This is a genomic window from Sphingomonas aurantiaca, from assembly GCF_003050705.1.
GTDB classification, from domain to species: domain Bacteria; phylum Pseudomonadota; class Alphaproteobacteria; order Sphingomonadales; family Sphingomonadaceae; genus Sphingomonas; species Sphingomonas aurantiaca.
The window spans coordinates 31,465-45,400 of sequence record NZ_QAOG01000008.1 but is presented as its reverse complement, the minus strand read 5'-3'; the positions used below and the strand labels follow the sequence as shown (position 1 = coordinate 45,400).

The 13,936-nt window shown below is 65.4% G+C and carries 11 protein-coding genes; 5 read left to right on the top strand and 6 right to left on the bottom strand.

What is annotated here, in order from left to right:
* Positions 1-5: 5 nt before the first annotated feature.
* From C8J26_RS18305 to C8J26_RS18295, 3 genes are all read right to left on the bottom strand, one after another.
* A complete protein-coding gene (locus tag C8J26_RS18305; protein WP_244185394.1) occupies positions 6-539 on the bottom strand; it encodes a metallophosphoesterase family protein in 534 nt (177 codons plus the stop codon).
* Between the two features lie 54 nt (positions 540-593).
* Positions 594-1,445, bottom strand: a complete 852-nt coding sequence (gene asd, locus C8J26_RS18300; RefSeq protein ID WP_107959611.1) for an archaetidylserine decarboxylase — start codon at positions 1,443-1,445, stop codon at positions 594-596.
* Positions 1,446-1,598: 153 nt separating this feature from the next.
* Positions 1,599-4,181, bottom strand: coding sequence for an HWE histidine kinase domain-containing protein (locus tag C8J26_RS18295; protein WP_107959609.1), 2,583 nt, complete (start codon positions 4,179-4,181; stop codon positions 1,599-1,601).
* A gap of 649 nt (positions 4,182-4,830) precedes the next feature.
* On the opposite strand from C8J26_RS18295, the gene yghU reads away from it, so the two are divergent.
* Complete coding sequence (gene yghU / locus C8J26_RS18290) at positions 4,831-5,724, top strand: glutathione-dependent disulfide-bond oxidoreductase (protein ID WP_107959607.1); 894 nt, start codon at positions 4,831-4,833, stop codon at positions 5,722-5,724.
* Positions 5,725-5,800: 76 nt separating this feature from the next.
* Here the strand turns inward: yghU and C8J26_RS18285 are convergent, their stop codons facing one another.
* Complete coding sequence (locus C8J26_RS18285) at positions 5,801-6,385, bottom strand: alpha/beta hydrolase (protein ID WP_107959606.1); 585 nt, start codon at positions 6,383-6,385, stop codon at positions 5,801-5,803.
* Between the two features lie 197 nt (positions 6,386-6,582).
* Between C8J26_RS18285 and C8J26_RS18280 the strand changes: the two genes are divergently transcribed.
* The 4 genes from C8J26_RS18280 to C8J26_RS18265 all read left to right on the top strand — a co-directional run bounded on the left by C8J26_RS18280 (position 6,583) and on the right by C8J26_RS18265 (position 11,880).
* Positions 6,583-6,840 carry a hypothetical protein gene (locus tag C8J26_RS18280; RefSeq protein WP_107959605.1) on the top strand — a complete coding sequence of 86 codons (258 nt, stop codon included), beginning with the start codon at positions 6,583-6,585 and terminating at the stop codon, positions 6,838-6,840.
* 543 nt (positions 6,841-7,383) lie between these two features.
* Positions 7,384-8,826 carry a carbohydrate porin gene (locus C8J26_RS18275; RefSeq protein ID WP_167398904.1) on the top strand — a complete coding sequence of 481 codons (1,443 nt, stop codon included), beginning with the start codon at positions 7,384-7,386 and terminating at the stop codon, positions 8,824-8,826.
* Between the two features lie 282 nt (positions 8,827-9,108).
* Complete coding sequence (locus C8J26_RS18270) at positions 9,109-10,455, top strand: MFS transporter (protein ID WP_107959603.1); 1,347 nt, start codon at positions 9,109-9,111, stop codon at positions 10,453-10,455.
* Positions 10,456-10,473: 18 nt separating this feature from the next.
* Positions 10,474-11,880, top strand: coding sequence for an FAD-dependent oxidoreductase (locus C8J26_RS18265; protein WP_244185393.1), 1,407 nt, complete (start codon positions 10,474-10,476; stop codon positions 11,878-11,880).
* Between the two features lie 4 nt (positions 11,881-11,884).
* Here the strand turns inward: C8J26_RS18265 and leuD are convergent, their stop codons facing one another.
* Together leuD and C8J26_RS18255 are read right to left on the bottom strand one after the other, a co-directional pair.
* Entirely contained in the window at positions 11,885-12,502 is a 618-nt protein-coding gene (leuD, locus tag C8J26_RS18260; RefSeq protein WP_107959602.1) for a 3-isopropylmalate dehydratase small subunit, read from the bottom strand.
* On the bottom strand, positions 12,499-13,908 hold the full coding sequence (locus C8J26_RS18255; RefSeq protein WP_107959601.1) for a 3-isopropylmalate dehydratase large subunit: 1,410 nt from the start codon (positions 13,906-13,908) through the stop codon (positions 12,499-12,501). The genes leuD and C8J26_RS18255 overlap by 4 nt, the downstream gene beginning before the upstream one ends.
* Positions 13,909-13,936: the final 28 nt, after the last annotated feature.

Below are 13,936 nucleotides of genomic sequence, written 5' to 3'. Positions count from 1 at the left end.
CAGCGTCAGCGGCTTCGCAGCAGACTGTCGAGCTGGACCGGCGCGAAGTCGTGGGCGTCGACGCCCACGTCGAACTGGCGCAGCATCGGTTTCAATCGTCCGTGGCTGTGGCCGTGCAGGTTGATTGCGCCGCGGTGCTGCCCGTTCCAGCTCCTGAAGGGATAATGGCACAGGACGAGCTGTCGCCCCTCCAGCGTGATCTCCGCATAGTCTCCGACGCTGTCCCACCCGTCCGAGGCAAGCGTCGCATCGGGATCGTTGTTGCCCCGAAGCAGGTTCTTGGTACCGTTCAGCCGCGCTAGCAGCGCGGCGACGTCCGCCGGTCGACGCGCCACATCCCCCAGGTGCCACACCACGTCATTGGCGCCGACAACGGCGTTCCAGCGTTCGACCAGCGCCTTGGTCATGTCCGCAGTGTTCGTGAATGGTCGGCGGGAAATGTTGATCGTGCGATGGTCGCCGAAATGCGTGTCGGCGGTGAAAAATACGCTCATGGGCGCGGCGACGGCGACGGCGGCGGACAGGTCATCGGCGATCAACGATAGCCCGCCCAAAAGGTTCGGCGCCATCTGTGCCGGTATCGCCGTGCCGGTTCAGGTCGGGCGATGGCCCATCGGCTCGCCCAACCGGACCTGTCGCTCGGGTGCCCATTGATCGTTGAAGACGATACTATCCTGCCCGAACAGCATGACGATCGTCGAGCCGAGCAGAAAGCGACCCATTTCCTCGCCCTTGCGCAGGACGATGTCCTGATCGGCGTAGTTCCATTCGGTCGTCGCGTTGCTGCGCTTCGCATTGACCACGCCGTGCCAGACAGTCGCCATGCTGCCGACGATGGTGGCGCCGACGAGCACCATGACGAACGGGCCATGCTCCGCGGAATCGAACACGCACACCACGCGTTCGTTGCGCGCGAACAGGTTCGGCACGCCGCGCGCGGTGACGGGGTTCACCGAAAACAGCTGTCCCGGCACATGGATCATGCGAGTCAGCTTGCCGTCGCAGGGCATGTGCAGGCGATGATAGTCCTTGGGGGACAGATACAGGTTGGCAAAGCTGCCGTGCCGGAACCGGGCCGCCAGCACATCGTCGCCGCCGACCAGTTCCGTCGTGGTGAACCTGTGCCCTTTTGCCTGCACGATGTGATGGTCGTTGATCGCGCCGAACTGGCTGATCGCGCCATCGACCGGGCAGACGAAATCCGAGGCTGCAATCGGACGTGCGCCAGCCCTGAGGGGGCGGGTGAAGAAGTCGTTGAAGCTCTTGTAGCTGGCAATGTCCGGATCTGCGGCTTCGGTCATATCGACGGCATATCGGCCGACGAACCAGCGGATCAGCCGCGTTGTCGCCGAGCCGCCCTGTGCGCCGGCGATGCGCCCCGCAAAGACCGTCAGACCCTGCTTTGGCAGCACGTACTGGAACAAAACCTTCAGGCGATCGGACATCAAGCACTCACAACTTCCAAGTCACTCTTGTAGGGCAATTAAAGGGCAGGTCGACCCTTGAGAGATATGTCCCATGCCGAGCCATGTGATGCGCGCAAACAGGCACGGCTGCGGGTAAAGCCTTCCAATCGCTCCGACGGCGCCCGCGCCTCTTCAGGCGAGGCGGGTGGCGAGGCTCATCAGCAGAGCTTGTCGCAGATGTTCGAGCTCGAACGGCTTTTGCAGAACGATCGTGCCGGTCTCCTCGCCATCGAGCGCCACCTGGTCGCCATAGCCCGAGGCAAAGATATACGGCACACCTGCCTTCCTGACGCGCTGCGCGAAATCGAAGCTGACCTGACCGGCCACATTGATGTCGAGTACCGCCAGGTCGAAACGGCCGGCGGCGAGAAGGGCATCGGCCTCCGCGATGGTCGAGGCGGTGGTCACCCGGTTTGCGCCGAGCGCGTACAGCATGTCCTCGGTCTCGAGCGCGATGATCATGCTGTCCTCGAGCAGCAAGATAGAGGTGCTGGCGAGACGGTTGATTCCGGTCGAGGCCGCCCCGACGGGTGCCTCCTCGGGCGCAATGGCGTCGCAGCCGATAGCCATGTCTCTATCGGCCGCAACGACGTGTTTTGCGGGGAGATAGAAGTCCGCTTCGAGACCGGAGAGCGCGTACCGGATCTCGGCGGTGCCCTGGAGATCGAAGGGTACCGTCCGCTCGATCACCACCGAGCCGAAACCGCGGCGCGTGGGCGCCTGCACAGGCGGCCCGCCCCGCTCGCGCCAGCGAATGTCGAGCCCGCCATCCGCGCGTATGCCAAGCGCGACGTGCACCGTGCCTTCGGTCGACAAAGCCCCGTATTTGGCGCTGTTCGTCGCCAGCTCGTGGATGACGAGCGCCATCGTCGAGATTGCGGTCGGGTGGAGGTGGATCGGCGGTCCGTCGATCAGGAAGACGTCGTGGCCGTTGCGACGATGCGCATTCACCTCGTCATCCAGCAATGCCAGCAGCGACGCCGGCCCCCATGAGCTTCGCGTCACATAATCATGCGCGCGTGCCAGTGCCTGTACGCGACCATTGAGCGATGACGTGTACTGGGCGACACCGGTCGCGCTCTGGCCGGTTCGCGCGATCAGGCCGCGGACGAGCGTCAGGATATTGCGGACCCGGTGATTAAGCTCGGCGATCAGCAACGTGCTGCGCTCGGTCGCCCGGCGGCGCTCGTCGCTGGCCGCTTCGGAGTAGCGCAGGATCACCTCGATGATCGCGATGCGGACGGCCTCGCCAATGCGTCGGTCCGCCTCCGAAAACGGCGACGCCTTGCCCCGGACCGTCTCGACAAAGGCCTCAAAGCTCTTGCGCGGCGATAGTCGCAGGCCGTCCTCGGTCTGGACCACCGGCTTGGTCGGGTCACCGCTCCACCGGACCTCCTCGAGCAGCTCGCGGCGGAACAGCATGATATAGTCGCGCGGCGTCCGCGACACCGGGATCGCCAGCATCCCCGCGGCGCGATCGGCGGACTGCGCGCACCGCGGCGCGATCGCCGCAATCTCATGCGTGTCGTAGACGCGGCTCGGCGACGTGGTATCCAGGTAGCGGGCGATCGCGGTGATTTCGCTCTCCGGCGGCGTTGCGCCGTTGAGTGTCAGTTTGCCCTGCTGGAAGATCGCGACGCCGTCGCACTGGATCATGCCGCCGACGATATCGCGGATCCATTCCGCATTGGTCAGCAGTGTCTCGTCGCCGGCGATCGCCGTCATCATCCGGTCGCTGAGCGCACGGGCATTGCGTTCGTCGGTCGCGGCATAACCGCGCAGGCGGCTTTCGAGCGTCATCGAATACATGTGGCCGAACAGCTCGGCGGCGGTGCGCATCACGAAGCTGGGGCAGCGCGGGTCGACATGGTGGCACGCGATCAGACCCCATAGCCGGCCCTCGACGATGATCGATATCGACAGCGAGGCGCCGACCCCCATGTTCGTCAGATATTCGATATGCACGGGCGATACCGCGCGCGTGACGGCGTGCGTCATGTCGAGCGCCTGCTCGGGCTGGCCGCGATATGGCAGTACGGGGACGGTCGGGGCATGGACGTCCGCGATGATCCGGAACGGATTGGCGAGGTACAGCGCGCGTGCCTGGACCGGGATATCCGACGCCGGATAGCGCAGGCCGAGAAAGCTTTCGATGTTCGACCGCGTCGATTCCGCGATGACGTCGCCGTTGCCATTGGCGTCGAAGCGGTAGACCATGACCCGTTCGAACCCGGTGATCGCGCGCACCTGGCGCGCGGCATCGCGGTGGAAGTCGGCGACGGACTTCGCGCGCTTGAGCCGCTCGATCATCGCGCGCACCATCGAGGCCGCTTCCATCCGGTCCTGCGGCAAGGAGGGCTCGCCCTCCAGGATCAGCAGGTCGCCGCTATAGTGCAGGCTAAGATCGAAGCGCTTCTTCGCGGTGATCAGGCCGATGTCGAAGAGCCGTTCGCTCGACGTTGCCTGGAGGATCGACATCCGGTTGCGAATGTCGTGCAGCGCCTGCCGGCTGATAAGCGTGTCGAGGCGGCAACCGATCAATTGCTCTGCCGCGGTGCCGAGCATCTCGGCGGTGTTCTCCGAGGCGCGCGCGATGGTCCAGTCGTTCGATAGGGCGATCAGGAACCCGAAGGACTGGATCCGATCGAGCCGCGTGATTGGCTCTCGGTCGCAGATCGTGAGATCGGGAATGCTCTGATCGACGGTACCTGACATGATCTACGCGGCCCTCATTGGCTCGGTTGGCCGTATTCCATGGCCGAACAGCCGACCTTGGCGCGGCATGCCCGCCTGAACCGCGTGCGCGTCGAAAAGCCGACCGGCCCTGACATGGTCTCGATCCTCAGGTCTGATTGCCTCATCGGGGCGCAGCGGACGCGCCACCTTGGCGACGCGACCAGATGCCAGGCTGAGGGCGAGTGAAATCTGCACTATTCGAGCCGATTGATTCTTGCGGAATGCTGCATTCGTGCTGGGTACGGCATCCGTTCGGTGGATGGAAGTCACCAAGCGGGACCAGTTTCCGCGTGCGGCGGTCAATAAAGGGCAACAGCCGGTGAAAGCTAGTACAGAGCCGTAAGACCAGCATTTTAGGGATCGTGGCTATTGGCCTACGCCATTTAGGGAATACTTAATGCTGTGGCGTTGAGGGCCGGCCAATTCATGGCGATTTACGTCAGGAGCGCTCGCCGCCCCCGCAGGACGGGGCGGGTAGCCGTATCAGGGCCGAGATTCGTCGTCGTACAAGCACGCTACGCGTCTCAGGCCGGCGTCCACCGGTCTCGACCAAAGCCACTCCGCGCTTGCGCCGGGTCCCGCAACGGCTCACTTCGCCGACACCGAACAACCGTAGCGGAGAATCCGAATGACCGAGACCGCCGACTATACGCCGCCCAAGGTCTGGACGTGGAACAAGGAAGGCGGGGGCCGGTTCGCCAGCATCAATCGCCCGATCGCCGGTGCCACGCATGACAAGGACCTGCCCGTCGGCAAACACCCGCTCCAGCTTTATTCGCTGGCGACGCCCAACGGGGTGAAGGTGACGGTGATGCTTGAGGAACTGCTCGCGGCAGGGCATGTGGGCGCCGAATATGATGCCTGGCTCATCAAGATCATGGACGGCGACCAGTTCGGCAGCGGCTTCGTCGAGGCCAATCCGAACTCGAAGATCCCGGCGCTCGTCGATCGCAGCGGTGCAACGCCGATCCGGGTCTTCGAGTCCGGATCGATCCTCGTCTATCTCGCCGAGAAGTTCGGTGCGTTCCTGCCCACCGATGCCGCCAAGCGCGCCGAGGTGCTGTCGTGGCTCTTCTGGCAGATGGGGGCGGGGCCGATGCTCGGCGGCGGCTTCGGGCATTTCTACGCCTATGCACCGGTGAAGATCGAATATGCGATCGACCGTTTCGCGATGGAGGTGAAGCGGCAACTCGACGTTCTCGACCGGCGACTTGGCGAGAGCGAGTATGTCGGCGGCAACGACTATTCTATCGCCGACATGGCGGTGTGGCCCTGGTACGGCGCGCTGGTGAAGGGGCTCGTCTATGATGCCGCCGAGTTCCTTCAGGTGAGCGAGTATAAGAACGTCCAGCGCTGGACCGACATGATCGCCGCGCGGCCTGCGGTGAAACGCGGGCGGATGGTCAACCGCGTGATGGGCGAGCCTTCCAGCCAGCTCCCCGAGCGCCACGACGCCGCCGACTTCGAGACGCGGACACAGGACAAGCTCGACGCGCTGCGGACTGACGGCGCGCCGGAGTAATACTCGACCAGGAAGGTTAAACGGTCTGACACGCACCCGACGCCGCGGCCCGGCGCAGGTGCGTGTCGAGCGTTACCTAGTCATCCCCGATGGCGTTGAGGATGCGATAGGCGGCACCGACGTCGCGCTCGACGACGGCGGCGGTAAAGCGTTCGATGATGGCGCGGAACCGGTTGGTCGGCGCGCTCGCCGCGGTCAGGATCGGGCCGTCGATCAAGCGACTTCCCCATTCGATGCCGAGCCGCTGCGTTTCGTCATCCGCGCCGACCGCGATCGACGGGAAGGGCAGCTTCATCTTCGGCGATGCGAAGCCGTGACCAGTGAGCCCGGCCCGTTCGGGCGCCACGAGCAAGGCGCCGGAAACGTTCGCCGTATAGGATTTCGGCGACAGCCGCGCCCACCATGCGGCCGCCGCGCATGCGCTTCCCTGTGCCAGCAGCATGACGGCCCGGTCGGAGATCGATACGGCTGAGTCGATGCGCGCCGCCGTTGCGGTTCGCTCTGCAACGGTACGGCCCCGAACCGCGATCTGCTGCAAATCGGCAAACCGCGGGAATTCCCGGAACCGGTCGAAGATCGAGACGGAATTTTCGGGGACGAGCGCGATGAGCTTCAGCCGATGGCTTTCCAGGACAGCAACAGACACGATCCGGTCTCCCATTCCATGAGCGCATAGGCTGCCTAATTCGGACCCGCCGCGCAATGCCGTTGAACGGATACGAGCCAGACTGGTCTATCCCGGCTCCAGGCTGATTTCGCGCCTCGCGCGTTGCTGGCTTATCCAATCCTGCGAAGGGCGCTGCCTTGCCAAGGCGCGGGCGCGACGCCAACACTGAGTCTGTGAGGGAGAAGCCTGTGATGTCCGACGAATATGCGCGCGGGCGGCGCGATGGACTGCGCCTGGCGCTATCCATCCTCGAAGCAGAGGAAGCGAAGTGGGAGGCCTTGCTCGGCGAGAGCCCGTCATGGCGGACGAATGCGACGCGTGCGATCCGCCACAAGGCCTATCAGGTCGCGCGCAAACGCGTACAGACCGCGCTGAACCGGTTCCTGCCCAAGTCGGAATCCGCGTTGCCGGTCGAGGTCGCGTCGATGATCGAACAAGCCGGACTCTAGGCAGAGCGGGGCTGCGCGATCCGTTCTACCAACCCAGGCCTAGGTGACCGTGCCAGCTCGCGCCGCGCAAGCGGCCATCGGCGTCTTAGGCCAGTTCGCCCTGCTGCGACTCTTCGACATGCTGGAAAGAAACTCGCCCAGCGGGATCGCCATCGTCGCGCGCGTTTCTAGCCTGCGTCTGCAGCCATTCTGTTCGCCCATCGCCGGCCGTTCACCAGATCGTCGTAAAAGCGCACTCCTTAATTGTTATACAAATAGTACATAAAGCTTGACACGGCGTCGCCGCTTATAGATTGGCGTTCGGGGGGGGTAGGACTCAAACACTCTCGGCAAGCAGTAAATCTCAATTCTCAGGATGAATGCAGACAGGACTGAGAATCGACCAGATACCGATAATGCAATCGGGTAAATATGGATCGCGTGTAGGCGAGGTTGCTTGCGATGTACCGCGTGCAACGACGGCCGACCGTGCGTGAATAACGGACGATCTATCAAATAATGATAAGTGCCCGCCTCAATGGCGGCTCAAGCAGGAGCAGGATTATGTCACGCGTACTTTCGCGCGCGCTTTGTCGCGCCGCCACGCTTTCCGCCGGTCTTGCGGGCGTTACCGTCCTGGCCGCTTCTGCCGTAGCGCAACAGGCCCCGGTCGGCGACGGCGCGGAGGGGCAGCGCGAGCCGCCGGTTCCGGTTGCGGGCAATGCCGCGGGAGCGTCGGTCGAGCCGTCCGAGGCGCCGCTGGCCGTCGCATCCGATGCCGAGGACGACGCGGCCAAGTACCGACGCTTCGATGCGCTCGCCGAACCGGGCCTGACCACGAGCGTCCCTGGCTCCGCGGACTCGCTGCTGCGCGATGCGGGTGGTGTCCGCAGCATGCTCGCCGAGCATGATATCGGCATCCAGGCGCGTCTGAGCATGGTCGGCCTCTACAACCCGCTCGACACGGGGCAGCCCTATGCGCCGCAACGTTATAACGGCCAGCGTCCGACGCTACAGTATCAGGCGACCAACATCGTCACGACGATCGGCCTCGACAAGTTCGGGCTCGCCGATGCGAAGCTGATCCTCGGCTATAATTCGCAGATCACGACCTTCCGGCCGAATGGCCAGAACACGGTCGGCTTCAGGAACATCGCGCTCTACCAGAGCTTTGCCGACAATAAGATCGAGCTGAAGCTCGGTATCATGCCCAATTATTACGAGTGGGTCGGCTTCTTCGTGGGCGGCAGTCCTGTACTGGCATCGGGGCTTACCGGTCTGATCCCGATCCAGGCCGGGCTTAGTGCCGATCCCGCCGCGACACCCGCCGTGAACCTGACGTTCCACGCCAAGCGGGGCGGCTATCTGAAGCTGGGCGTGCAACGCAGCACGGCGCCGGCGGGGACGCCGTACGAACTCGACCATAACGGCCCCAATGTCGCGTTCAAGATGAAGGACGCAGGGCCGCTGTACATCGGGGAGGTCGGCGTCAAGCGACCCGCTTCGAAGGACGGCAAGCAGATCTGGGTCCGTGCCGGCGCGCTCTACAATGACTCAAACTATACGCGCTTCGACGGGCAGGGCACTGCGGCGAACAAGACGGTGTACGGCGCGGCGGACTTTCAGCTGACCCAGCCGGACCGGGCGCAACCGTCGCATGGCGTCTACGCCGGTGCGAGCGTGTTCTGGGCGCCGAGCAACGTCAACAGCATGACGCAGTTCTACGAAGGGCGGGTCTATCACCTCGGACCGTTCGCATCGCGCCCGCTCGACTCGGTCGCGCTGCGGGTCGGCTATACCAAATACTCCGACGACGCCCAGACTGCGAACGCCGCGCAGGAGATCTACGCCAACGATCATCAGTTTTCGGTGACCGGCAGCTACACCTTCCACGCCACCCACGGTCTCTACCTGACGCCGGGTGTCGCCTATATCAAGAATCCCTCGTTCATCGGCCGGTTCAAGGACGCGCTGAACCTGTCAGGCACCATCTACGTCCTGCTCTGATGACGGCCTCCATTTGTTATATGGATAGTACATTACTGATTGACACGGCGTTGCCGCGCCATAGGATGCCGCCATATCCAGCCGGGCAGCACCGCGCGTTCCATCGGAAGTAGCGCCGCCTTCGCCGACGATTGCCAGCCTCGGCAGAGAAGTTTGGCGCCGTGTCGCACGCCCACCGACCCCAGGTCCAAATGCAAAAGGCATTGGACACGCAAGGAGAGAGCCGATGCCGATCGCTTATGCAAGACGCCGGTCGCCAGCCGATGCCGGGCTGGTCGCGCAGTGAGCGGGGCAGTCCCCGTCAGTGACGCCGACGAGGCCATCGCGCTCGGCGAACGGTTGCGATCGCAGCGCTGGACCGGGCTCCAGATCCTGGTGGTCGCGATCTGCGCGGCGATCAACGCGCTGGACGGGATGGACCTGCTCATCATGTCCTATGTCGCGCCGTCGATGGCGGCGGACTGGAACATCGGCCTTGCGACGCTGGGCGTCGTGTTCAGCGCCGGACTGTTCGGGATGATGGTCGGCTGCGTCGTGGTCGCGCCATTCGCGGACACCTGGGGCCGCCGGCCGATCGTGTTGCTGGCGTTGACGGTCATGACGATCGGGGCGCTCGGTTGTGGCTTTGCGCCCAATCTCGTCACCTTTTCGATCCTCCGCGCCCTGACCGGAATCGGCATCGGCACGTTGCTGGCCAGCGTCGCGGCACTCGTCAGCGAATATGCGCCGGCGGGCCGTCGCTCGCTCGCCATGGGCATATTTCAGGCAGGGTATCCGATCGGCGCGGTCGGAACCGGGCTTGTCGCGCTCTACACGATCCCGGCCTTTGGTTGGCAGGCGACGCTGATCGGGGCAGGGGGCATCAGCGCCGCGCTTCTGCCGGCCGTCTGGGCATTGCTGCCGGAATCTGTGACGTTCCTGGAGACGCGGCAGCCCGCCGGCGCGCTGTCGCAAGGCAATGACTTGCGCCGCCGGATGGGGTGGCCGGAACTGGCCGCTCTTCCACCACTGGCCGAAAAGGGGTCGCTGCCACGGCCACGCGATCTGCTCGCGCCTGACCTCTGGCGCGCGACCGTTACGCTGTGGATGGCGACCTTCCTGAGCTTTGCGGTCCTGTATTTCGTGACCAGCTGGATCCCGAAGCTCGCGGTCGAGAGCGGGCTGAGCCAGTCCAAGGCGCTCTGGGCGGGCAGCATCTTCAACATGGGCGGCGCGATCGGTGGATTGCTGATCGGGTGGCTCGCGATGCGCAACTCGATCGGCCGGTTGATCGCGATCTTCTTCGCGATCTGCGCGGTGTTGATGATGATCTTCGCGCAAAGCCTGCCGCTGACGCTGATCCTGGTCACCGCCTTCGCACTCGGACTGACGTTGCAGGGCGGGTTTACCGGCTTCTACTCGCTGTCGGCGCAGCTCTATCCGGCAAAGATCCGCGGTGCGGGGATCGGCTGGGCGGTCGGGATCGGCCGCGGCGGCGCGATCATCGGCCCGATCGCGGGGGGCGCCCTGCTGGCGGCGAAGCAGCCGCTATGGGTGACGTTCGCCTGTTTCGCGGTGCCGCTGGTGCTCTCCGGCGTGCTCGCCGCAGTCGCCGCCCGGCTCGGCCGCCTCTCCGTATCCGATCGCTGAACCGAAAAGGACTCTGCCATGACGGACACAAAGGTGTTGAACGGAACCGGGGTCGTCTTCGAAATGACGTTTCCCGCGATCGTCATCGGAGCGGGCGCGACCGGGCTGACCGCCGCACTCGCGCTGCGCGACAAGGGGAGCGAGGTCCTCGTGCTCGAGCGCGACTCGACGCCCCTGGGGTCCACGGCGATGTCGACCGGGCTCATCCCCGCTGCCGGCACGCCTGAGCAGCGCGAGGCGGGAATCGACGACAGCCCGGCGCTGTTCGCGGCGGATCTGATGCGCAAGACCAAAGGCGGTACCGACGGGGACATCGCGTTGCGTCTCGCCAAGCAGTCCGCCGATACGATCGCATGGATGCGCGATGTCCACGGCGTGCCGCTCGATCTGGTCGACGGCTTCCTGTACCCCGGGCACAGCGCGCGGCGGATGTACGGCACGCCGCGTCGCTCGGGCAGCGAACTGATGGGGGCGCTCGAGGCCGCCGCCGAACGCGCGGGCGTGACGCTGCTGACCGACGCGACCGTCGAGGCGCTGCACGCCGACGGCGACCGGGTCACCGGCATCCGCATCCGACGGCCCGATGGCACCGCGGAGGATATCGGCTGCGACGCGCTGATCCTCGCCTGCTCCGGGTTCGGCGGCAATAGCGACATGGTCGAGCGGTTCATCCCTGAAATGGCGGGCGCGGTGTTCTACGGCCATTTCGGCAACAAGGGTGATGCGATCGCCTGGGGCGAAGCGCTGGGCGCCGCGACCGGCGACATGCATGGCTATCAGGGGCATGGCGGGCTCGCAGTCGGGCATGGCGTGCCCATTCTCTGGCCGCTGATCATGGAAGGCGGCTTCCAGGTGAACCTCGGCGGCGACCGCTTCTCGAACGAGGCGGCGGGCTATTCGGAACAGGCGGCAAAGGTCAACGCGCAACCTGGCGGGGTCGCATGGTCGATCTTCGACGCGCGGCTACATGCGTTGATGCTCCAGTTCGACGACTATCGCGACGCGCTGTCCGCGGGCGCGGTGATCGAAGCGGCGGATCTCGACGCGCTGGCGGACGCCACCGGGCTCCCTCGCGACGCGCTCGCAAGGACCGCAGGGCAGGTGGCGCAGATGGTCGCCGCGGAGGCCGAAGACCCGTTCGGACGCGACTTTACCGGCAAGCCCGTGCTCGCACCGCCCTATCGTGCCGCGAAGGTCACCGGCGCGCTGTTCCACACGCAAGGCGGCCTGGTCGTCGACCGCGACGCGCGCGTGCTGCGCGCGGACGGGTCGCCGTTGCCGAACCTGTATGCGGGCGGCGGTGCGGCGCGCGGCGTCTCGGGGGCGGGTGCGGACGGATATATGGCGGGCAACGGACTGCTCACCGCAACCACCTTCGGCAAGCTGGCGGGGCGCGCCGCGGTCGAAGCGATCGGCTGGGCTTGAGCGTTCAGCCGTTCGCCCCGGGGTAGATCCAGGGGCGGCGCCTGCGGTCGTCCGCGAGGAACGCGTCGATCTCCGCCCGACGCAGCAGCGTCAGCGCAATCGCGTCCAGCCCCTCGAGCAGCATGTGCCGGGCTTCCTCCCCGATCTCGAAGCTCCAGGTCGCGCCCGAGGCTGCGCGGACCTCGCAGGCGACGAGATCGATCGTCATTGGCTCCGGCGCCTCGTCCGCAAGCTGGGCGACGACGTCCGCGGCCTGCACCACCGGCACGATCCCGTTGCGGACGCAATTGCCCTGGAAGATCGGATTGAACGAGGGGGCGACGACTGCGCGGAAGCCATATTCCGCGAGTGCCCAGGCGGCGTGCTCGCGGCTCGAACCGCAACCGAAATTGGTCCCCGACAGGAGGAATTGCGCGTCGCGATACGCGGCTTGGTTGAGGATGAAGCCGGGGTCCGGCTCGCGCCCGCCGATCTCGGTATAGCGCCACCCCGCAAACAGCCCGTCCTCGAGCCCGGTCTTGCCGACGCTCTTGATCTCGCGCGATGGGATGATCGCGTCGGTATCGACATTGTCGCGCAGCAACGGGGCGGCGACGGCGGTGCAGGTGGTGAAGGGTGTCATGAGCTTGGCTCACCATGCGCTGGGCTGACGATCCGTCCGGCGATCGCAGAGGCTGCGACGGTCTCGGGCGAGGCGAGGTGGGTCCGCGTTCCAGGGCCCTGACGGCTCTCGAAATTGCGGTTGGTCGAACTGATCACGCGCTCCTGCGGCCCGAAGCTTTCGCCCCCCGCATAGAAGCACATCGAACATCCGGCCTCGCGCCATTCGAAGCCGGCATCGAGGAAAACCTGGTGAAGCCCCTCGGCTTCCGCGGCGATGCGAACCTGGCTGGAGCCGGGCACGCAGATGGCGCGGACGTGCGGCGCCACGTGTTTCCCGCGCAGGATCTCCGCCACGCGCCGCAAGTCCGAGACTCGGCTGTTGGTGCAGGAGCCGATGAACGCCGCGTCGATCTTCAACCCGACGATCTCCTGCTCGGGCTTCAACCCCATATAGTCGAGCGCCCGCACAACCGCCTCGGCTGTATCGCGGGGGGAGTCGCCGGTCCTGGGAACCGGTGCGCCGAGCCGCATCGCCTGTTGCGGGCTGGTTCCCCAGGTGATCATCGGCGCGACGTCGGACGCATCCATCGACCACTCGCGATCGAAACAGGCGTCGTCGTCGCTGGAAAGGTCGCGGCCGGCCTCCACCGCTTGCGTCCACAACGCGCCCTGTGGGCTAAACGGGCGTCCTTCCAGATAGGCGAAGGTCGTGTCGTCGGGCGCGATGATCGCGGTAAACGCGCCAAGCTCGGTCGCCATGTTGCACAGGGTCAGCCGCTGATCGACATCGAGCGCGGCAATCGCCGTCCCCGCATATTCGACCACCAGGCCGCGCGACCCCGCGGCGCCGATCTGCTCGAGAATGTAGAGCGCAAGATCCTTTGCGGTGACGCCCCGCGACAACTGTCCCGACACGGTAATCCGCATTGTCCCAGGCTTCTGGATCCGCAGCGTTCCCGTAGCGAGCGCATGCTCCGCCTCGCTCGATCCGATTCCCCACGCTAGCCCCCCGAGCGCGCCCTGCGAGCAGGTGTGGCTGTCGGGGCAGACCAACGTGCTGCCCGGCTGGATGATACCCTGTTCGGGCGAGATGATGTGCACGATACCTTGTCGCGGATCGCCGATGTCGAACATCGTGATGCCGGCCTTCTTCGCCGCCTCGCGGGTTGCGACGATGAAGTTCTTGCCGGTGGGCATCAGCGTCTCGTCGGTGCGACCCGGTCGCGTGTCGACGACATGGTCCATCGTCGCGAAGGCGCGTTCGGGTGCCAGCACGCTGTATCCCGCGCTCTCAAGGCTCTGCAACGCGACGCCGCCGGTCCGCTCGTGGAGAAGCACGCGATCGATCGCGATCAACGCCGCGCCATCGCCCAGGTCGGCGATCCGGTGCGCCTCCCATATCTTGTCGAACAGGGTCTTTGCCATCTGGCTCACGTACCAGACGGGACGGTGA